The following is a 22,223-nucleotide window of genomic DNA, read 5'->3' on the forward strand; positions in this document are numbered from 1 at the left end:
TCCTAGATTGAGTGTATGATAGTTTCGGATCATGCGCTCATTTCTTTTTCTATGACTCTGAACTATAATGAAATCCGCAAAAAAGGATTCCTTTTTGCACCCATCATTGGACTTATTTTTCTAGTACACCTTATTGGAGTGTATGTGTATGAAGGTGGGGTATCTATGTGAGTAAGCGGATGAAGTATCAATATTGGACTAGTTGGGGAAGCTCCAGCAATTCCGAATCCTATCGATTATACGAAAAATAAATACCATGATCTCATACTGAAATTTCTGTTTCGATCACTCATCACCTACGATGCCAAAAAAGGTGAATATCAAGGAGATATTGGAACATGTGACATTCGTGATCTCTCGAAAATTGTCTGCGAACTCAAAAAAAATCAATATTGGTCTGATGGAACGCCCATTCAGGTAGAAGATGTCATTGCCACATATCAGGCGTTTCGAGCCAATGCAGATACGAGCAAGATGTGAGTATTTCTGAAGAGTGTGAGTTTTGTCTCTTCCGATTCAGGAAAAATAACCATCACAGCAAAAGAAAAAAATTCACTTATTCTCGATTTTTTGATGTATCCGATTGTGCGAAGCGATATGCTCGAGCGTATAAAAACAGGCAGAATCGGACAAGAGGGATATATCACTTCTGGTTCTTATAAATTCAGTGAGAAAAAAAAGGATACGGAGCATGGATATGATCGTGTCACTATCGAACGTGATGAGAAAAATGGAGGAGAATGATGGCTTGATAAATACCATTTTCTCTTTTTCCCTGATCTTGCATCTCTCGAACGCAGTACGGATAATCTTAGTATCATCATTCCTCCAGTCAAGAGTGAGAAAATTCTCTTGGGACCGAGGTTTGATCCATATGTGTATGCTATGTATGAATATATCGGACTTTTTGCGAATACTGATACACTCTCGACAGAGATGCGACGACAACTCTATGGTAAAATTGCTGAGAGTTTCTCGGGAAAGATTGATTCCAGTGAGCGCCCTGTGCAAAATATTTTTTCTCTCCAGACAGGCACAACGAGTCCTATAAAGCTCGAGAAAAATCTCAGTGATGTGATGCGAGCACTAGGATACACGAAACCGGATACACAGATAGCAGCACTCAATCAGCAAACAGGATTTCTCACAGGAGCAAGTATCGATTATGGAAATACCAAATATTTCACAGCGCCAACGAATAAAAAAATATATTTTTCTGAAGTTGCGACGGGTGAATTTCTCCTCTCTGGGAAAATACCAAGCACAACCAAAAATGTCTATATTAATAATTATCAACTTCGAGAATATTCAGAAGGAAGTACGAGTTTCAATTATCGGGTGAGTCTCGAGAGAAAAAATCTCATAGAAGGGAAAAATGAGTATATTCTCGAGCTCGGAGATGGAGATGGAAACAGGACAGCACAAGATTCTTTGACGATTTATTTTTCTCGGGATAGTCAGGTTCTCAACTCCATGAAGGAAAAAGTCGATAATGAATATCTCGCGGTACTCAATAGTTCCGATAAAGTTGCAGCAAGACAACAAGCAATAGAAACAGAAAGGACACGACTCAAGAGTCTCGATCCACGTTATTACTATAACAAAAAGGGAGAACCATTCGAGGTAAAAATTGCCTATAAAGATGATCCTCTTTCTCTCCAGACATATGCATGATATGTCAGTACTGCACTTCAGGATCTGAGTATCAAGAGTACGCTTGTTCCTCTCTCTACGAAAGATATTCAGTCCATGCTTTCTTCGGGCAAGAAGGATTATGATTTTATCATTATTCCCTTCGAAGCGAGTGGACGACTTTCTCGTATTGGTCAAGTATTTCTCTCGAGTGAGGCAAAAAATGGAATCAACTTTGCCAAGATTGAAAGTAAAACTCTTGATTCATTATTTGCTGAATTACGAGTCGCATCTATCAGAGAAGAAACAGAAAAAATCGAACAAAAGATTCTTGATTACATGCAATCAGAAGGATTTTTTCTTTCTTTATCGAGCCCACTTCATACACTTTATATCGATAAGAATCTCAAAGGAGTAAAATATATTGATACATTTCAAGATATTTCAACACTGCATACGGTACTCGCCACTGCGAGCATCAAGGATACGTATCTGATCCAGACAGAAGGGAAGTCAATCTCCAACTTCATAGTATGGGTTTTTCATAAAGCATTTTCGAACTAAGTTAGCTTCTTTCTCACATTATCATCTCTTATGAAAGAATCTATAGTGCTCTCTGCATGGGAACTCATCACCAAATTCCATTCTCTCAAGAAACTCAATTTCCTTCCGTCTTTGATCGGAATGCTCTGGCTTTTTCTTATTCTTGTATATCAAGCTGTTTTTACCTACGTTATTGTTTTTCACAAGAAAGATCAGTTCTTTGAAGCACTCATCCAATTTGTTCATAATGATTATTTTACCGAAGTAGTCGTGACCATTGCAGTCGTTTTTGTCCTCTATATGTTCCTCGCACCGCTCACAGAATGAGGAATCGTCGAGATGATTCATTCCTATAGAAAAAGTGACGGGAAGAAGTTTCATCGTACATTTCAGGGAATTTTTGATGGATTTCAACACTTTCTCCCACTCTTTGAGGCACACAATGTTGTCACTATATTTCGTCCGCTTGCGATTATCACGTTTTATATTTTTCTTCTTCGTATCTTCGGGAAAGAGTATTTTACCCCCATTTCTTGGGTAATGCTCATATATCTCATATTTTCGTTTTTCTTGAATATGTGTTTTTCGTATACGAAATATTTTATTATTTTCGAAGGAAAAGGAACGATTGCGGCGCTTTCTGCATCTACCGGAATGGCAGTTCGAAATATTGGTATCACGCTCCAGCTCTACTATACGATGATTCTTCTGTATTTGAGAACAATTTTTGTGTGAATTTTCTTTCTCGTATTTCCATTTATCGCTTCAGCGATTATTGCGTTCTTCACGATTATGAGTCTGAAGCTTATTTTTCTCTCGATATTTGGCATCATCAGTCTCATATTTTTCATCGTCATTGTCCATCTGAATTCGACGCTCGAAATCTTCATCGAAGCAACTTGGTACGAAGCGTATATGCTCTGCAAAAAGGAAGATGAAGAAAATGGCCATGGTCATCATGATTCACATGGAGGACATGATGAACACGCTTCGCATTATTCACACGATACCCCCCACGATAACCATGGGCACCACTAAAGAACGATAAGATATAAGTTATAAACTATAAGATTTCTCTCATCTCTCATCTCTCATCTCTCATCTCTCATCTCTCATCTCTCATCTCTCATAATGTCTTCTCAGGATCTCATCATCGAATACTCTCAAAACCCTCCCAATAAATGAATTCTCGAAAATGCGACAATTCGCTATAGGGAACATAACCGCGTCTGTGCTGATGTTGTCGAGGTATTTCTCGTCATCGAGGATGGCGAACTTCGACAGTTCATGTTCGATGGATATATGTCGATCGTCGCCACTGCCTGCGTCGCCATCACGGGCGAAATACTCGAATGATGGAAACTCGACGATATCCTCACACTGGGTGAATCCTTCGTCCATGAGAACATCGGAACTGATATATCGCCACGCCGTCGATATGCTTCTCTTATAGGAATCCTCGCCATAAAAAATGCTATTCATGAATTCTTGCAAGATGGGAAAGTGGAGGATTTTAGTGATATAGTTGTATAGAAAAAAGCCTGCACGAATGTAGGCTTTTGAATTGGGCTTCCCCGGATGGATTCGAACCACCGACCCTAGCAAAGCCATTTCCGTTATCCACTCTATTGGCTGGACGTTTTCCGTTACGGAACAAGACTTTCTCATCCGACTTGTCACCACCCGAGTTTCAGGATGATGCAAGAGAATACTAGTGCTCTACCACTGAGCTACGGGGAATGTCTCCTATCGTACACGCTGACAGAATGACGAATGGAATATATACATATCACTTGATAAGTCAAACATATATTGAATTATAATATTCTATATATAAATATCCATTCATACATATAGTGAAGATTTTTTATTACATATGGTATACCCGAACATTTTCGAATTTAGCTGACGATATCAGATAGAGTTCCGATAAACTTATCCACATCCTCTCTCGTATTGTAGATATAGAAACTCGCACGCAAACTTGCAGGAATCCCCATAGTCTGATGGAATGGCTCGGTACAGTGATGTCCAGAACGGACACAGATATTCGCGTCTGCAAGCATCTCTGCGACATCATTCGGATGATGGTTCGCGAAAGTGAAAGAGAATACTCCGAGACGATTGATTGACTCATGCGAGCCAAGAAGCTTCACAGAAGATGGAAGTTTTTTCACTTGCTCGAGCATATATTCTGTGAGTTCTTGCTCGTATTTCTCAACCACTTCGAATCCACCAATACTGTCGATATATTCAATCGCTGCAAGAAGAGAAACCGCGCCAGCAATATGGGGAGTTCCTGGTTCATGACGGAATGGGAGTCCTGCTGGCTCATATCATTCGAGTGTGACACTATTGATGGCGCCACCGCCACAGAATGCGGGATTCATCACTTTCAGAAGTTCTTTTCGTCCGTAGAAAAATCCGATACCCGTATCAGACATCACTTTGTGTCCTGTTCCTACGAAGAAATCGATTCCATATTTCTTCACATCGGTCTCCATATGAGGAAATCGTTGTGAACCATCGAGGATAAAGAATCATTGATTTTGAATTTTGAATTTTGAATTTTGAATTATCTCCTGTACCTTATCCAAATCCAACACCTCTCCTGTCACATTCGAAGCGCCCGTGAGAGAAACAACTTTCGCATGAGGGATTTTCGATGCAAGATCTCCATAATCAATCGTTCCATCAGCATGGAGATTCACCCATTCGATAATGATTCCATATTCTTCTGCGAGAATCTGCCAAGGCACCACATTCGCATGATGTTCTACTTTCGAAAGAAGTACAACATCACCTTTCTGGAGCATTCCTGATTTCACGAGCCCTCGAGAGAGAAGATTGAAAGCATACGTCGCATTGTACGTGAAAACAATCTCAGCATCAGAGTCGGCATGAAGTTTCTTTGCAACCGCTTTTTTCGCACGCTCATAGAGAAGCGAGCTCTCCATAGAGAGATCATAGGCTCCACGATGGATGTTCGCATAATTCGTCGAAAAATATGTCGAAAGAACATCAATCACCTTTGCGGGTTTCTGAGCACTCGAAGCAGAATCGAGAAAAACGAGATCAGGATGTGTCTGGAAAATCGGAAAATCAGAACGAAACATAGAAGAAAATATAAAGTTTAGAATCCCCAGAAAACACTTCCAGAACTGGTCGAAAGTGAATCGATGGATATGAGATATGCTCTTGCTTCTTCTATGATCGTAGGCCATTCTTCGAATTCTAAGAGGGATTCGAATATTTTTTTTGCATCATCGTATTTTTTTGCATCGAATAGGAGAATTCCTTTTTGGAGGAGAAAATTCGGGTTTTCTGAGGCTTTTTCTGGATCAGAATTCTCTAGAACCATCTGGGCTGCATCATGATCTCCTACGAGTCGGAGTGACTCGATATAGAGTGGTGTGAGCATGGATGAATTTTTGAATTTCTTCAGTCCATCCTCCGACCATGTTCGTGCACGTGTCAGATCTCATTCGGACAGAGCGAGCGACACACTCACTGCATAATCATCTTCTTTCACATCTTCTTCCTGAAGGAGATAGTTCATGACACGCATCAGAGCAGTCGTATCACCGAGAAGAGAATAGTTATATGCCAGTCGACGCTCGAGATCTGTTTTTGGTGTATATCCACCGAGGATCGCATTATTGAGAGAAAGATTCGATGCAACTATATCTCCCAGTTGACCATATACTTCGCCTATTCGTACGACAGATTCGAGATCTTGCGGATTCTTTTCGAGATAAGCCAGCAGTGTTTTTTTCGCATCCTGATACTTCCCGAGCTCATACTGAGAAAATCCAAGAATCTTCATCGCCTCCATATAATCAGGACGCACACTGAGAATCTCATCAGCAATGCGAGAACTCGCGCCATACATTCCTTGTTCATAGAGTTTCGCGGCGAGGGTGAGATTGCGATATTGGAAATCCGGACTGATTATTGTTGCTCCAGAAATCGTAGTCTGGAGATCGTGCAATGCTGAAGAACTACCACTATATTCATTGATCGTCACAACACAGTTATGAATTCCTGTATAACACACATCTATGACTCGATAATATTCTTGTGTTCCTGTTCCCATCGAAAATCTCACAACTTCTCCGACTCGGTCCATCTGAGACTCATCGAAGAAAAGCGATTGGAACATTTCTTTTTGTTCATCGGATGAGAGTTCAGCAATCGGAACTTGAACATAGTTTTCATACGCTGCTTTCCAGTTTTTCTCGAGGAAATACACATGTGCAATCTTTTTTCTCACTACTTGATCTTTTGGGAGTTTTTCTGCAACCTGAAGATAATATGCGAGGGCTTCATCAGGATTATTTCTCAGTGAATAGTAGTCTCATTTCCGGATACCGGATATATAGCTTTTTCGTTTCTTGGCGAGCTCAACTCGTGTATCAGGATCGAGGGATTCCTGGTAGGATTGGATAACTTTTTCTCATGAAGTGGTCGAAATATCTGTATTTCCATTTTCTGAAAAAATACATCATGAAAGAAACAAGACAGATATGCAAAAAATGAAGGCACGAATCATGTGTCTGATGATATCAAAAAGCTCTAAAAGCCCAAGAGAATTTCGGAGAAAAGATTGTCAATAGAGGCAATTGTCGTATACTTCGCCAAAATAAATTTTTATCATGTCTCTTTTCGATCTCAAATCCTATCACTACGAGCTACCATCTGAACTCATCGCTCAGGAAGCAACGCATCCACATCATGACGCTCGACTTATTGTAGTCGATAAAAAATCAGGAAATATCGAACATGAATGAATATTTTTGGATTTGGCGAAGATTCTCGAAAATGATCGCGTTCTTTTTTTCAATAATTCACGCGTCCTTCCTGCTCGAATTCCTCTCAATAATAGGGAAATATTGCGACCAGATGGAACTTCAGGAACTATCACGGATGGAGAAATTCTTTTCTGTCAGAAACTTCCTGGAGACACGTTCGAAGCGCTCGTTCGACCTGGAGCGAAATTTCGCATTTGAACCCGTATCCTTTTTCCAGAGTGAGAAATCGAAGTTGTCGCTGTCTCTGAATCGGGGAGAATATTGCGAGCTCATGGAGTCTCTATCGAGTATCTGATGGAGAAATATGGTGAACTGCCATTGCCTCCGTATATCGAATATACAAAAGAAAAAGAGAAAGACTACCAAACGAGTTTCGCTGACAAGAATGGTTCTGTCGCGGCACCAACCGCATCGTTGCATTTCACTCAGGAATTGCTCGAGAAAATTCATATTCCCAAAGAGTATGTGACGCTCCATGTCGGTCTTGGGACATTCAAGGGAATTGATGTCGAAGATATTCGTGAATATCAGATTCATCAGGAAACAATCGAGATTGAACTCGTACTTTTCGAGAAAATCGCATCCTATAAGAAACAAGGTAGAAAACTCATTGCCGTCGGAACAACGGTCTGTCGGACACTGGAATCGCTTCCTTCTCTCTGGCAATCTCTGGATCTCGAAGCAAAAGAAATTTTCGATACTGAGACTACTCAATACTGGGATACTCTTTCTTCATCTATTCCATCAAACCATTGGATTGATTCGATTATCTTGAATCTTGAATCTTGAATCTTGAATTTCTCAACTTCTATCTATATTACTCCTGGTTATCAATTCCAGGTGGTTGATGAACTCATCACGAATTTCCATCTTCCAGAATCATCACTTCTCGTTCTTGTCAGTGCTTTTGCAGGAAAAGAAAACAGAGAAAAACTCTATCGGCATGCAATCCACGAAAAATACCGATTTTTTAGTTTCGGGGATGGCATATATATACGATGAAAATAAAAAAAGAGCAAGACACTTTTCTTGCTCAGTATAGAGGTTTCGATATAATTCCGATCATAATATTTTATTTACTTTCATGTTTATGAAAACTCTCCTTATTGGACTTTCTTGTCTTTTTGTACTCGCTTCGTGTACTATTGGTTCAACAACTCTCGGGACATCTTCATGAACGCCCGTGAATGCTCAGTATAAAACTGATCTCGATACTGCTTCACACAAAATCAAAGATACACAAGAATTCGCTGATTGTATGGCACCGTCTGTCAATATGTGTGTCAATAGTGTTGGTATGCAACTGGCACAAACAGCAAAATCAGTAGAGTTCTGTTCGGAACTCAGTACGGCGGATCAGCAAGAGGGATGTCGCTTTGCGATAGTTATGTCTCTTGCCAATGAGAAAAATGATCCAGCAGTATGTGATACACTTTCAGGAAATTATAAGGAACAGTGTGTCGAATCTGTCTACCGATCTCAGGCAATCAATACCAAGGATATTTCTCTCTGTGAGAAAATCGGTGTAACAGCAAGCGGTGAAGTGAATTCTGGAGATATGATGATGCCAGGCATGATGTCGAATAAAAAAGATGAATGCGTGCTCAGTGTATTGATGTCAGATCAAGCAACAACTATAGCGGATTGTCAGAAAATCCAAGATGCTCCTCTTCAAGATATGTGTAAATCCAATCTTCAGAGTCGCGAAATGATGATGAATCTTCCACAGTAAATATTTGTTTTATCTTTGGTCTACTTCTTGTAAATATGCAAAAAATTCGTAAATGTATTATTCCAGCAGCGGGTTTCTGAACCCGCTTTCTTCCTGCGACCAAAGCTCAACCAAAAGAAATGCTCCCAATCGTTGATAAACCAGTGATTCAATATCTCGTCGAAGAAGCAGTTTCTGCTGGTATCACTGACATTATCATCGTGACAGGACGTGGAAAACGTTCGATCGAGGATCATTTCGACATGTCATTCGAACTCGAAAAGACACTGGTCGAGAAAGGAAAAGTAAAGGAACTCGCGGAAGTAGAAAAAATCTCAAATCTTGCCAGAATTGCCTATGTCCGACAACCTGTTCCTCGTGGCGATGGTGATGCACTTCTCCGTGCTCGTGCGCTTGTTGGCAACGAACCGTGTCTTGTGCTTTTTGGTGATGACCTTATCCGTGGAGAAAAATCAGGAGCCGAACAGCTCATCGAAGCATTCGAACGCAAAAATGCACCCATCATAGCACTCGAAAAAGTCGCAGATAAACGTGTCAGTTCCTATGGAATTGTCGAAGCAAAGTACAGTGATGGACTCATTCATCAAGTGTCGAAATTTCTCGAAAAACCAAAACCCGAAGAAACAACATCACGACTCGGAGTTATCGGAAAGTATGTCATCACACCTGAAGTTTTCGACTACCTGCAAAATAACAGCGAAGGAGCAAGCAAAGACGGAGAAATCCGTCTCGCCGATGCTTTCGCCCGCATGGTAAAGGATCGAGACATTTATGGACTCGAGATGGAATGAGATCGCTATGATACTGGAGACAAGTTCGGATTCCTGAAGGCAACGATCGACTATGCTCTTGCTCGCGAAGATCTCGGTCCTCAGATTATGGAATTCCTCAAGAAAAGAATAAAGACTTCTGAAGAATAAAAGAATTCTAAATCCTGTCCTCATTTGTGACAGGATTTTTCTATCTCAAGACTATGGAAAATATAGAAAAACCATCTCGACGTGCTACGGGGTATAATGGTGAAGAGATTGCCAGGCGATATCTCGAAGAGAAATGATATACGATTGTCGAGATGAACTACACGATTCGTGGAGGAGAGATTGATATTATCGCGAAGGATGGAGAAATCACCGTATTTGTCGAGGTGCGCTATCGTTTCGACGAATCCCATGCACATCCACTCGATACATTCACACCAATGAAGCGCCACACACTTCTGAGAAGTGTGATGTTCTATATCTCGAAACATCGAATTCCCGAAGACCAGATTCGTATCGACTTCATCGGCATCATGCCGAAAAAAGACGGTACCGAAGGGCACCGTCTGTGGCATGTGAGAGGGGTGGAGGTATAATCCTATTTTCGCTTTCAGAGATTTTTCTGAGTCGTTTGTTTTGCCCAATCCATTACAGACTCAGTCTGAGTTCCTCATGAACTTGTGTGTCGCAACCATGATTGATAATTCTCTTCCGCTTTGAGTTCGATCGGAGTATGTACAAAAAAATCGTACGGATCGAGTCCCATATTTACAATATCTTTGTAGTATTCTCGTCGTTTTACTTCACTTACTGCTGCTTCTATACCGCCAGCACTGATTCTCATACGACGAAAGTGATTGATAAGATCAGCTCGATATTGTTTGTACTGAGCCTTTCTGAGTTCTTCATCTGGTTCCTCTTTGAGGGTGCTGAATTGACCAACCACTACTGGCCAAAGCCTATCATGAGCATCTTTCTGAAATTCATATCCATCAATCCGAAGTTTATTGAGGGTACCATCTAGAGAAAGTACTTTCTTTCCATCCTGCTCCTTGGTAGCATTACCTTTATTATCACCAAATATACCACTACTATTATATCCATATTGGAGCCACCAAGCATTATCATCACTTGGATGTGTCTCACTGGAATTCATTAAATGAATAGCAGCAAATCGTTTTGCATATCTTTCAACATGTTCATTTCCTTTATTCATTTCCTTTACTATCCATGGGGATTTTCCTTGTAGATGAGAATGAAGCCCAGAGTTATAATTATCTTTCCATATTCTTCCAAGCTCATCAATTGCTTTTTCATAAGCTTCCTTTGTTTCTGACTTATCATTTTTTGGTCACTGTCGAATGATATTGATAGCATTTTGAGCTTTATCAGCATCAGTAGGATTGATATCACGAAGCGCTTGAACGAATACCTTTGTATAGATATCATTATCTTCCTGATTGCGGAGAAATGCATATGCATGAAACGTGTGTCATTGGGAATCACCATATCCCTTCACTTTCTGTTTCATTTCAGTAGAACAATATCAACTGTATCCTCCAAGTGCCCATATCACTGCCACTGTTTGAACTGAAGGATCTGGAGTTTTCCCAGCCGCCTTTTCCATGAATCCCATAGCCGTATTAAGTTCAAATGTTTTGAACGCTGAGAGTCACTTATTTACACGTCCTTCCGCATTCACCACAGCTCATCCTTGTCGTATACCCTTATCATACGCATTCTTGATTCCTTCTGTACGCCATGCCTTTTCCCAGCCACTTGGACCACCCATTGCTTTCACTACCGCTCCAGCATTAGCAAACCTCGGATCATACCCCTTTTCTCCTGGCTTTCGTCCTGCTTTCCCATCAATGATCTTAAAGAGCCCCCAGAGAATCTCCTCTTCCGTTGGTTCTCCACCATCAGATCCAGAACCAAGATCTGCAAGAAATTTTGCGCGTGCGTCCCGTTTCATTATTGTAGCATCTTCTCATCTCCAACCAAGAGAGTAGAGAAAACCATTGAGAAATGATTCACTTCATTGAGCATGCGCGATGTCTTCAGCATAGAGATGTCCGTAGCTTTTTACCATGTATATCATAGCAGCCCCTACTTCTTCTGGGCTCGATGAACTGAGTTGTGCAATATGGAGAGCTTTGTTTCGCGCAACTGGACCATTCAGATTGTAGAGTTTATCTTGAATCTTCTCGATTACTTCCTTCATCGAAGCTACTTCATCTGCCTGAAGTTGAGCCATGATATCAGCTGGAAATCCGAATTTCCGACCCATCCTCAGGGCAAAACGAGAAGCATTGAGTTTGGAATTTTTCTCAAAATAGTGCTCAAATCAATGAATGATATTTGAGAAACCTTTTGAAATATCATTTATAGATAATCCTTTGAAAAGACCGAACATTTCTGTATGCATATGCTGATCATGTGGATGATATCCAGCATGTGGATCAAGGAGATCTTTTGTAGTTGCCTTGAGTTTATTTTCTTTGAGATAAACAAGAAAATCCTCTCTTGTCATTGTTCGTAACACATATTGTCACTTTTCCTGAGATTTTGAGAGTTTGCGATTTCTCTTGGCTTCAAGAATTTTCTCAAGAGTTACGTCTGATCACGGATTGTATTCCCAGATAGTGACAAACTCATCACCAATTCATTTTAGGCGGATATGTGTCTTCTCATCATCCGTAGTGAAATATTCGTAAGATACTTCCTTTTTTTTCTTATGTTTATGTCCATGTCCATCATCTTCCTCAATCTCATCCTCTACTTTGAGTTCATGATCATCGATTTTAGCACTTGATTTTACACCAAAAGCGGAAAGAGCCTTAATAAAATCATCATTTGAATTCAGTATATAAATACGATGAAAATCGATTCCTGATTTGATAGTTTCTAGAAAATCCCTGAATGTAGATTTTTCACCATTACTGAGAATAATTTCCTTATTGATTTCATCGATTGTATTAATCTTAAAGGTAAACTGTGCTCATTTTTTCTTTCCATCTATTGAATCACCTTTTGCAATAAATGTCATTCCTGGTGCAATCGGAATATTTACCCCTTCAGGATCAATTTTATCAAGTTCGTATTTAAGATTCTCGAGTGTGCCGATCTCATTTTCTTTTTTCTCTTTGTCACTCACATCTGTAATTTGTCTTCAGAGATCATCTATAAAAAAACCATTTTTAACTTGAGTAAAAAGGTCATCCTCAGACATCACCTGGATTTCATCCATAGTTTCAAGCTTTTTCTCAAAAAGATCATATGAAAGTGTGCTTTCTCCTTTTGGTCTTCCAATAGTACCATCTTCTGTTCCATCGAGAAAACTCAGTGTTAATCCTGCGAAACCATTGGCTGGAGGAAGTTCTTGGTCTATTTTCTCGATTTTTATAAATCGCATTCGTCCACCTATTCGGTCACGACATACAAGGATGGCTCCTTGTCTTGCTTGATCGAGAGGGTGCATTTGTATTTTGAGTTTCTTGTTTTCAATCTTCTCTAGGAATTCAGTAAAAGTTGTTGTAAGGGTATCTCTATCAGGATTATCCTGATATTCAGTAAATTGAGTTTTGATGGTTCGTAAGAGCTCTCTCTGGAAATCCTTATTCTCGAAGAGGGGATCAAGAGAAATAGAGAATTTTTTACTGAGCTCATCAATAGAAAACTGAGTACTATCATCCGTACGTATCAGAAGTTGTAAATCCTTTTGTTGTTTTTCCGAAAGTTCATTCCAGATATCTTTGTATTCTTCCTTTACTGCCATATCAACCTTCTCATAGGAGAGAATTCCATAACCGATTGCATTCTTGATGGTTATTGTGATATGAAACTCCTCGGCAATCCTCTTCATTTTATCCGAATTTGAACCAAAATATTGAATTAATTCATATATAAGGCCTCTATCAAAAGGAACATGATTATTCTTAAAGCTAATTATTGCTTTTGTAACCTTGTCTAAAAGTTGTGGATTTCAAGAAAAGGCTTCTGATGGAAATAAATAATCAAGTTTTGGAGTCCAAAGTTCAATATTTTCACGTGACAAACCAATTTGTTGAATTAGGTAACGTTTTATAGATGCAGGAGTTTCTATGATATCTGAGAGTTCCTTTTCTGAATATTGATCAAGGTCTTCGAGGATTTGCCTACTAATCTCATCTGAAAGAACGAATGTCCGTCCGATAATTGTTGGCGTGTTCTTTCGGAGAGACTGGAGATTTCGAGAATATTTTGCAAAATATGCCAATATGTTTGAACTTGAAAGTTCAGAAATATCCACCATATTAAATTCATATTCTGCAATATCATATTTTGCTTCCATAGCATCACGAATCTGTTGTATTGCTTTTTCTCGTCGACTTCATCCAGCATCTATAGCATTATAAATAGTATGATCAAATTTTCCATATCGATCACGAGTAGCCTCCTGAAATAAAGATTCAATATTTTTTCCTGTATTTTTCTTTGGTGTATTAGGTCCACTTGGAGAAATATTTCATGAATTAGTTGAAGCAGTTGATGACATAGAACAATAATTATTTTCCCTTGCATTCTACCAAAAAAGTGGCAAAAATACAAATAAAAATCCGCCTTTTGGCAGATTTTTTTGGTGCTTTTATCGGAATTATTGAACTGATGGTGTCATAACCGCTCCTGAATCAGGCGATTGTGATACTGGAGCTGGCATATCCACCACTGTGGCAGTTACTGTTTGAGGAGATTTGGTGGAAGAATTTGGCGTATCCACACTTTTGGTACAACTGGAAAGAAGGGAAATGAAAAGAAGGGAAATGAAAATAGTACGCATAAATAGGATTTTTGGGAAGTAACTCGAATTCGAGTATATAAAATTTATACAAAACCTCAACTGATTTCTGACATATTTCTCACAAAAAAGAAACTCTCAGAATGATCTAAAAGTTTCTTTGGGAATTATCATGAATGGTGCCAATGGGCGGGCTCGAACCGCCGACCTCAGGGTTATGAGTCCTGTGCTCTAACCAGCTGAGCTACATTGGCGGACAATTTGGAACGGTTTTTCTAAAAAATGGTTGCGGACTGTGATCGAACCCAAGTACGACCGAAAGGTCGTGGGGTCCAAAATGGTTGCGGAGGTGTGAATCGAACACACGACCTCAAGGTTATGAGCCTTGCGAGCTACCACTGCTCTACTCCGCGATATGACCTTGGAGAGAAAGTCTTAAACCTTGAGGAAACCTCAGGTTATGGGCCACTGTAGGCTTGCTAGACTATACTCCGCGGAATGGTAATTATTATTTGGATGTATTTTGGTTCTTGAGGTGACCTCAAGGTATTTGCCCTAGTTGCGAGTTAGACTGCTCTACTCCGCGGTATAAATTCCACGTAATACAGAAGATTGCCTGGTGATTATAGGGAAAAATCAAATCTGTCAATATATTTTTTTATTTCCACAATCAGGTTGTTCGTATGTTCGAGCGGAAAAGTCGGCATGTTTTCTCTCTCTTCCATGCAATCCGAAAGTTCACTCAGAAAAACTCTTCCTTCCTTTTGCCGATTGAGTCGTGCATGAATATCACGATATTTTTCATTTGCTGAAAATGACTCGAGAAACTGTTCGCTCTGAAGCGCATGGAATCCGCCGATTTCCTGGTACATATCCCAGAAAAATGGTTTCCCGATGGCAACCGTACTCACGAAACTCACTTCACCACGCACAATACTCCATATGCTTTCTGCAATCAGATGATGGAACATATTCAGATTCACAAAAGGAAGAAAAACAACATTTTCTGAATCGATTTTCTCGCGGATTTTTCCTGATGTAGTATGACCAAAGAGAAGAATCTGAGTACCACCCGGGATAGCATCGAATTCCAAAACCGAAAGAAGAGTATCGGAATAAGCAAAAATACTGATCCACTTTTTCGATATATCCAGACCAAATTCTGACGCCAGATTCTCACGAGAATCGGATCAAAGCTCAGGAAAAATAATGCCTCATGTGTTCGGAAAAACGGATGGAATGAGTTCAATCACCCGATGAGAAGGAGTGGAAGAGATATGTTCCGATTCATGATACTGATTCCAGACAGGATCGAAAGAGAGATAATCCACTCGAAGTACCAGTGAATTTTGCTCGAAATACTGCTGATCTGGAATCGGCGCATGGAACAATGCGAATGCACACTGAGATTTTCTCATTTTTCCGAAATCCTGTCGAGATTGGATGGAATATGATGGAAGTTGTTCTTGATTCAGAGCAAAAAATCGCTCTACGGCATCGATATTATCTGTCCAAATCGTGAAGTGATATATATCTGGACTGGATTTCTCGAATCCGATCAGGAGTTCCGCAGTGAATCCCATATCACCATAATTATCGATCACCGAGAAAATGACATCAATATTTTTTTTCATATCGCAATTCTATCGTGAATCTATATAATGCAAGAAATGTTTTGTTTTCTTTTTCTCTTCTATGTACGGATATTTCTCTGGAAAAATCATCATGATCGATGGAATCACTGTCACCATGCAGATCGAATGAACTGGTTTTGGGTTCGATATTTTCGCATCGCCGACGGTTCTCGTTTCTCTGGTGATAGGGCAAAATTCGCAATTCTGGATACATCATCATAAGACGGATGTGAGTGAATCACTTTTTGGATTCTCTTCTTTCGAAGAACGTGCACTGTTCCGTGAACTCAATAAAGTGAATGGCGTCTGAGGCAAAACAGCACTCTCCCTTCTCGGGCTCGGCACCGAAGCACTTATGAAGGCTATTCATCTCGAAGATGATGCAATACTCTCGAGCGTACCGGGAATCGGGAAGAAAACCGCACAAAAGATCATTGTCGACCTCAAGGGTTCTATCAATTTCTCGAAAAGTGCAGAATCAAAATCTCAGAAAACCCTTTCACAAAATAATATTACTCTCATCAGCTCACTCGTTCAGATGGGCTATGATAAGAGCGCTGTCGAAGAGATTATCCAAACGCTCGATCCGAATCTTTCTCTCGAAGAAAAAGTCCGCGAAGCTATCAAAAAAATCAAATAACATGCAGCAATACAAAAAAGAATTTGATGCCATCATGAAGGTCAAATCCGAACCGAATCAGCACGAAAAAATGCTTGTTGAACGTGCACAGAAATATATACGCAAACTCTCTTGGATTCCAGGAATCGAGATGATTGCGGTCGGGAACTCTCTCTCCATGTTCGCAACCCATGCGGATTCTGACATTGATCTCTTCATTATCACAAAACCACATCATATCTGGCTCGTGCGATTTCTTGTCACTTTCGTTTTTTGGATACTCTGAGTTTGGCGACATGGAGAAGATATTGCAGGGAATTTTTGTCTCTCGTTCTTCATCACGACAGAAGCGATGAATCTGGAGAAAATAGTCATCAAAAACGATATATACCTCTACAATTGGATATATTATCTGAAGCCAATTCTCGTACGAAATAATACCTATGAGGCATTTCTGGAAGAGAATAGTTGGGTGAATATTCCGGAAGAACAGAAGAAGAAGAATCTTTTCTTTGTGATTTCGAAGTGAAACGAAGAAATCCCTTTTTTCTCCACTTATGAGAACTATATACCAAAATCTCTAAAGATGAATCTGAAAGGGATTCCTCACGGAATGACCGAACCAAAAACAAGCTCAATATACATAGCACTTAATAAACTGGTTCGCTTCTTCTTCCTTCCTCGTACCATGAGATCCTATAAGAAATTGGGACAACCAGAATGAGTTATTATTTCTGAGGATATGCTCAAGTTTCATGATGCTGATCGCAGAAAAGAAGTTCGCGATAGGATTCTCGAAAAAAATTTTGACAAATAAACCCACTTCCCTATACTGCCCCTACCACGCATCTGGAGGGATGGCAGAGTGGTTTAATGCAGCAGTCTTGAAAACTGCCGTGCCGCAAGGTACCCAGAGTTCGAATCTCTGTCCCTCCGCCATATAATAATACAACTGTCCTAATATTGGGGCAGTTTTTTATAGTAAAACTGCTTCCTAATACTGTATATTCTCAAAGACAGAAATAAGAAGTTTATCTAGCAAGCCTATCTGTTATCTATATGATAGGTGAAGTCGAAAATTTCTATCACCAGCTCTGGTTGTTCTTGATCCGCCATTTGATTCAGACAAAGTCCTTAGGGAGGACTTTTATCGTTTCTGGTGAAGTGCATTCTTTCTCAAAGAGAATCAAGCCTTGACTTTCATCATCATTTTCATATATTTCGCGGAGTACAAAATTCGGACTTCGAAATCAGATTCGAATATCCTTGCAATGTTCTATATTTTGGGCCTATAGCTCAGTGGTTAGAGCAGTCGGCTCATAACCGATTGGTCCCTGGTTCAATCCCAGGTGGGCCCACCACTATATATGAGGCAAAATCTCTCTTTCGAAAGAAAGGGGGATTTTTTGTACTAATCGTTGATTGTTTAGAATATCTTCATATGTATGAATCGCAGTCAATAGTATACAAGAATCTATAGACACATGAAAGTGTAAGAGTTACTTTTTCTTGGTAATCACTTTTTGAATTATGGAACATTGTGAGTTGAGCGTGTATCTTCGATTCTTTTTGTTCACTTTATTGTATCAAAACCGCACTCCTTTTCTCATATTAGCTCCTTTTTACATGTGTATTCCAGAAATAGGAGTGCTACATACGAATTTTCGCAGAAAATTCACAGAAAAATGCCAAAATAAATACTTTTTGCAATACAAAATTTCTATTACTACAATGGATTACCATATGTTTATGAAAAAAAAGTCAAAAATAGTTTTGACTTACAAACACTTTTCCATATAAATTCACCCGTCGCCGCGAGCCACTGGCTCATTCAAACGGCAACGAACCTTAACATTCCATATACAAGAAGACGATCGTTTCTTTTATGAGAAACAATCTTGTAATCCGTACAAAACAATAAAAAGTCCTACTTTTCGAAGTAGGCAGCTACGTTCCAAAGAGTTTGATCATAGCTCAGGATGAACGCTAGCGGTGCGCCTAACACATGCAAGTCGAGCGGGAATAGAGGGCTTGCTCTCTATTTTAGCGGCAAACGGGTGCGTAACACGTTGATACTTCCCCCAGAGTCAGGGATAGCCTCGAGAAATCGAGCGTAATACCGGATGGTCCCGAAAGGGTAAAGGAGCAATTCGCTCTGGGAAAGGTCTGCGGCCTATCAGCTAGTTGGCGGGGTAATAGCCCACCAAGGCGATGACGGGTAGCTGGTCTGAGAGGACGGCCAGCCACAATGGAACTGAGACACGGTCCATACTCCTACGGGAGGCAGCAGTGAGGAATCTTCCACAATGGGCGAAAGCCTGATGGAGCGACACCGCGTGAAGGATGAAGCCTTTGTTGGTGTAAACTTCTTTTCTCTGGGAAGATAATGACGGTACCAGAGGAATAAGGGGCGGCAAACTTCGTGCCAGCAGCCGCGGTAATACGAAGGCCCCAAGCGTTATCCGGAATTACTGGGTGTAAAGCGTCTGTAGGTGGTTTCTTAAGTCTTTCCGTGAAACTTCAGGGCTCAACCCTGAATTGCGGGGGAAACTGGGGAACTAGAGTGTGGGAGGGGGAAGCAGAACGGTAAGAGTAGGGGTGCAATCCGTTGATACTTACCAGAATACCAAAAGCGAAGGCAGCTTCCTGGAACACTACTGACACTGAGAGACGAAAGCGTGGGGAGCAAAAGGGATTAGATACCCCTGTAGTCCACGCCCTAAACGATGGATGCTAAGTGTTGGACTTCGGTTCAGTGCTTCAAGCTAACGCATTAAGCATCCCACCTGAGGAGTACGGTCGCAAGATTAAAACTCAAATGAATAGACGGGGACCCGCACAAGCAGTGGATCATGTGGTTTAATTCGACAATAAACGAGGAACCTCACCTAGGCTTGACATTGATAGAATCCACCAGAAATGGAGGAGTGCCCGCAAGGGAACTTGAAAACAGGCGCTGCATGGTTGTCGTCAGCTCGTGCCTTGAGGTGTTCGGTTAAGTCCGTTAACGAGCGCAACCCACGTCGTTAGTTATTATGTCTAACGAGACTGCTCGAGTTAATCGAGAGGAAGGTGTGGATGACGTCAAATCAGCATGGCCCTTATGCCTAGGGCTACACACATGATACAATGGTCGGTACAAAGGGCTGCAAACCCGCGAGGGGGAGCCAATCCCATAAAGCCGATCTCAGTCCAGATTGGAGTCTGCAACTCGACTCCATGAAGTTGGAATTGCTAGTAATCGTGAATCAGCTATGTCACGGTGAATCTGTTCCCGGGTCTTGTACTCACCGCCCGTCAAACCATGGGAGGTGTGCGTACCTGAAGTCCTTCGAGCAATACGGAGGCCCACGGTAAACACACTGACTGGGGTTAAGTCGTAACAAGGTATCCGTACGAGAACGTGCGGATGGACTATCTCTTTATCAAAATCGAGATTATAAGAAGTCGTCTTCTGGTGTATGGAATGATAAGTGTTCGTATGAACCTTAACACACTCATAATAATAGAATGTTATTCTAGAAACTATAATTTTAAAAAGAAACATTGTAATTTTATTTTTCTCCATTTCTAAAATGGAAAAAGTAATTCTGTTTCCACCAAATTTGTATTCAAAAATCCATTCATACCAACAACATAAATGTACAAGCGAGAATAAAAAGCACAATGTTTCATCCGCAAGGATGATACATCTTTTGTATAAATACAATTACGGCACAAAGTGGATGCCTTGACTCATACATCCGATGAAGGACGCACAAAGCTGCGATAAGCCTGGGTAAGCTGCTACGACGCGTTACAGCCCAGGATTTCCGAATGGGGGAACCCTATAGAGACATCTCTATAATTGCGATATGCAATGGACACCTGCCGAATTGAAATATCTTAGTAAGCAGGGAAAAGAAATCAATTGAGATTCCGAAAGTAGTGACGAGCGAAATCGGAACAGCCCAAACCTCTACGGTGCCAAGGATGAGCCCGTTGCCGTAGGGGGGTCACAAGATATGTCATCAGAAAGCTCAAATAATGACACTCCATAGAGATAACAGAAAAATGTTCTGGAAAGGACAGCCAAAGAAGGTTACAGCCCTGTATTTGAAATTACTCTCTAGCGGGTGCGACATACTCTTAAGTAGCATCGGACACGTGAAATCCGGTGTGAATTCAGGTCGACCACGATCTAAGGCTAAATAGTGTATGAGATCGATAGTGAACAAGTACTGTGAAGGAAAGGTTAAAAGAACCCCGGGAGGGGAGTGAAATAGATCCTGAAACTTTGTGCCTACAAAGAGTCGGAGCTCTTCGGAGTGACGACGTGCCTTTTGGAGAAGGAACCAACGACTTACGTATACGTGGCAAGGTTAAGGCAGATACAGCCGGAGCCGAAGGGAAACCAAGTCTGAATAGGGCGATTTAGTCACGTATAGTAGACCCGAAACCCGTGCGAGCTACTCATGGCCAGGATGAAGGTGAGGTAACACTTACTGGAGGTCCGAACCAATTGGAGCTGCAAGTCCACTGGATGAGCTGTGAGTAGGAGTGAAAAGCTAATCGAGCCGGGAGATAGCTGGTTCTCCGCGAAATATATTTAGGTATAGCCCATATTAGTAACCGAGAGGGGTAGGGCTCTGATAAGACTAGCGGGTCTATTCCGACTTAGCAAATCTTGATAAACTTCGAATACTCTCGGCGTGAATAATATGGAGTCGGACAGTGACGGATAAGCGCCATTGTCAAAAGGGAAACAGCCCAGATTCCTGTCTAAGGTCCCTAAGTTATAACTCAGTGGAAAAGGATGTGCGATTACTAAGACAGCCAGGATGTTGGCTTAGAAGCAGCCACTCATTCAAAGAGTGCGTAATAGCTCACTGGTCGAGTGATTGTGCGCCGAAAATTCAGCGGGGCTTAAGTTATACACCGAAGACGGAAGATTATATTTTATATGATCGGTAGCGGAGCGTTCCCTAGGCCTGTGAAGCAGTTGGATAACCAACTGTGGAGGTATGGGAAGTGCAAATGTTGGTATGAGTAACGTAATGGAGGTGAAAACCCTCCACACCGAATACCCAAGGTTTCCTGTCCTACGTCAGTCGTGGCAGGGTGAGTCGGTCCTAAGGGGCAGCCGAAAGGCGTTACCCGATGGATATCTGGTTAATATTCCAGAACTACTTATGAAAGGTTATTACCTATGTGGGGACGCATCAAGAGTATTGGACACGGTCATGAATTACCGTGAAGAGTTTCGCTTCTGGTTATGTAGGTAAATCCGCATAACAATACAGGAGTGTTATAATTGCATAGAAAGCAAACCTTCGGGGGCGTCTACTATGTTCCTACAATACAAGGGTGCCGAGAAAAGCCACTCTGGGACGATCATAAGTAACCGTACCGAAATCGAACACTCGTGGGTGGATGTGAGTACATTAAGGTGGACGGGATAACTAAGCTTAAGGAACTCTGCAAAACAGCGGTCGTAACTTCGGGATAAGACCTGCCTCCTCAGTATTTTACTGAGAGGCCGCAGCTAACGAGTCCAGGCGACTGTTTACCAAAAACACAGCTCCGTGCTAAATCGCAAGATGATGTATACGGGGTGATGCCTGTCCGGTGCCAGAAGATTACGGGGAGGGGTGCAAGCTCTGAACTTAAGTCCTGGTGAACGACGGCCGTAACTATAACGGTCCTAAGGTAGCGAAATTCCTTGTCGGGTAAGTTCC

14 protein-coding genes, 4 tRNA genes and 2 rRNA genes are annotated in these 22,223 nt (G+C 41.1%); 13 read left to right on the plus strand and 7 right to left on the minus strand.

The window, feature by feature from the left end:
- Positions 1 to 15: 15 nt before the first annotated feature.
- The 3 genes from PHY14_04690 to PHY14_04700 all read left to right on the plus strand — a co-directional run bounded on the left by PHY14_04690 (position 16) and on the right by PHY14_04700 (position 3,708).
- On the plus strand, positions 16 to 2,196 hold the full coding sequence (locus PHY14_04690) for an ABC transporter substrate-binding protein (GenBank protein MDD2694193.1): 2,181 nt from the start codon (positions 16 to 18) through the stop codon (positions 2,194 to 2,196).
- A gap of 30 nt (positions 2,197 to 2,226) precedes the next feature.
- Positions 2,227 to 3,213: a hypothetical protein gene (locus PHY14_04695; protein MDD2694194.1), complete on the plus strand. Its 987-nt coding sequence runs from the start codon at positions 2,227 to 2,229 to the stop codon at positions 3,211 to 3,213.
- Positions 3,214 to 3,306: 93 nt separating this feature from the next.
- On the plus strand, positions 3,307 to 3,708 hold the full coding sequence (locus PHY14_04700; protein ID MDD2694195.1) for an iron-sulfur cluster assembly scaffold protein: 402 nt from the start codon (positions 3,307 to 3,309) through the stop codon (positions 3,706 to 3,708).
- A 368-nt stretch (positions 3,709 to 4,076) separates the two neighbouring features.
- Here PHY14_04700 and PHY14_04705 read toward each other — a convergent pair whose 3' ends face one another.
- Together PHY14_04705 and PHY14_04710 are read right to left on the minus strand one after the other, a co-directional pair.
- Complete coding sequence (locus PHY14_04705) at positions 4,077 to 5,291, minus strand: aminotransferase class V-fold PLP-dependent enzyme (GenBank protein MDD2694196.1); 1,215 nt, start codon at positions 5,289 to 5,291, stop codon at positions 4,077 to 4,079.
- A 17-nt stretch (positions 5,292 to 5,308) separates the two neighbouring features.
- A complete protein-coding gene (locus PHY14_04710) occupies positions 5,309 to 6,727 on the minus strand; it encodes a tetratricopeptide repeat protein (GenBank protein MDD2694197.1) in 1,419 nt (472 codons plus the stop codon).
- Between the two features lie 103 nt (positions 6,728 to 6,830).
- On the opposite strand from PHY14_04710, the gene PHY14_04715 reads away from it, so the two are divergent.
- The 4 genes from PHY14_04715 (at position 6,831) to PHY14_04730 (ending at position 10,072) form a co-directional block, all read left to right on the plus strand.
- Positions 6,831 to 7,994 carry an S-adenosylmethionine:tRNA ribosyltransferase-isomerase gene (locus PHY14_04715; protein MDD2694198.1) on the plus strand — a complete coding sequence of 388 codons (1,164 nt, stop codon included), beginning with the start codon at positions 6,831 to 6,833 and terminating at the stop codon, positions 7,992 to 7,994.
- Between the two features lie 82 nt (positions 7,995 to 8,076).
- Positions 8,077 to 8,718 (plus strand): hypothetical protein, encoded by a 642-nt coding sequence (locus tag PHY14_04720; GenBank protein MDD2694199.1) that lies wholly within the window; start codon positions 8,077 to 8,079, stop codon positions 8,716 to 8,718.
- 35 nt (positions 8,719 to 8,753) lie between these two features.
- Entirely contained in the window at positions 8,754 to 9,638 is an 885-nt protein-coding gene (gene galU, locus PHY14_04725) for a UTP--glucose-1-phosphate uridylyltransferase GalU (protein MDD2694200.1), read from the plus strand.
- Positions 9,639 to 9,691: 53 nt separating this feature from the next.
- Positions 9,692 to 10,072: a YraN family protein gene (locus tag PHY14_04730; GenBank protein MDD2694201.1), complete on the plus strand. Its 381-nt coding sequence runs from the start codon at positions 9,692 to 9,694 to the stop codon at positions 10,070 to 10,072.
- Positions 10,073 to 10,074: 2 nt separating this feature from the next.
- On the opposite strand, the gene PHY14_04735 is transcribed toward PHY14_04730, so the two are convergent.
- From PHY14_04735 to earP, 5 genes are all read right to left on the minus strand, one after another.
- Entirely contained in the window at positions 10,075 to 14,013 is a 3,939-nt protein-coding gene (locus tag PHY14_04735; protein ID MDD2694202.1) for a hypothetical protein, read from the minus strand.
- Positions 14,014 to 14,112: 99 nt separating this feature from the next.
- A complete protein-coding gene (locus PHY14_04740) occupies positions 14,113 to 14,295 on the minus strand; it encodes a hypothetical protein (GenBank protein ID MDD2694203.1) in 183 nt (60 codons plus the stop codon).
- Positions 14,296 to 14,430: 135 nt separating this feature from the next.
- Positions 14,431 to 14,507: transfer RNA gene (locus PHY14_04745), tRNA-Met, on the minus strand.
- A gap of 84 nt (positions 14,508 to 14,591) precedes the next feature.
- A tRNA-Met gene (locus tag PHY14_04750) sits at positions 14,592 to 14,666 on the minus strand.
- A gap of 210 nt (positions 14,667 to 14,876) precedes the next feature.
- Positions 14,877 to 15,887 carry an elongation factor P maturation arginine rhamnosyltransferase EarP gene (earP, locus tag PHY14_04755; GenBank protein ID MDD2694204.1) on the minus strand — a complete coding sequence of 337 codons (1,011 nt, stop codon included), beginning with the start codon at positions 15,885 to 15,887 and terminating at the stop codon, positions 14,877 to 14,879.
- 61 nt (positions 15,888 to 15,948) lie between these two features.
- Between earP and ruvA the strand changes: the two genes are divergently transcribed.
- The 6 genes from ruvA to PHY14_04785 all read left to right on the plus strand — a co-directional run.
- The gene (gene ruvA, locus PHY14_04760; GenBank protein ID MDD2694205.1) at positions 15,949 to 16,527 is read left to right on the plus strand and encodes a Holliday junction branch migration protein RuvA; all 579 of its coding nucleotides are present in this window, start codon (positions 15,949 to 15,951) and stop codon (positions 16,525 to 16,527) included.
- Between the two features lies 1 nt (position 16,528).
- Entirely contained in the window at positions 16,529 to 17,323 is a 795-nt protein-coding gene (locus tag PHY14_04765; GenBank protein ID MDD2694206.1) for a hypothetical protein, read from the plus strand.
- Between the two features lie 34 nt (positions 17,324 to 17,357).
- Positions 17,358 to 17,445 (plus strand) — tRNA-Ser (locus PHY14_04770).
- Between the two features lie 346 nt (positions 17,446 to 17,791).
- Positions 17,792 to 17,867, plus strand: a tRNA-Ile gene (locus PHY14_04775).
- A gap of 590 nt (positions 17,868 to 18,457) precedes the next feature.
- Positions 18,458 to 19,931 (plus strand): 16S ribosomal RNA (locus PHY14_04780).
- Between the two features lie 273 nt (positions 19,932 to 20,204).
- Positions 20,205 to 22,223: ribosomal RNA gene (locus tag PHY14_04785) — 23S ribosomal RNA — on the plus strand; the annotation flags it as partial.

Source organism: Candidatus Gracilibacteria bacterium (assembly GCA_028687475.1).
Classification (GTDB): Bacteria; Patescibacteriota; Gracilibacteria; order BD1-5; family UBA2023; genus STC-74.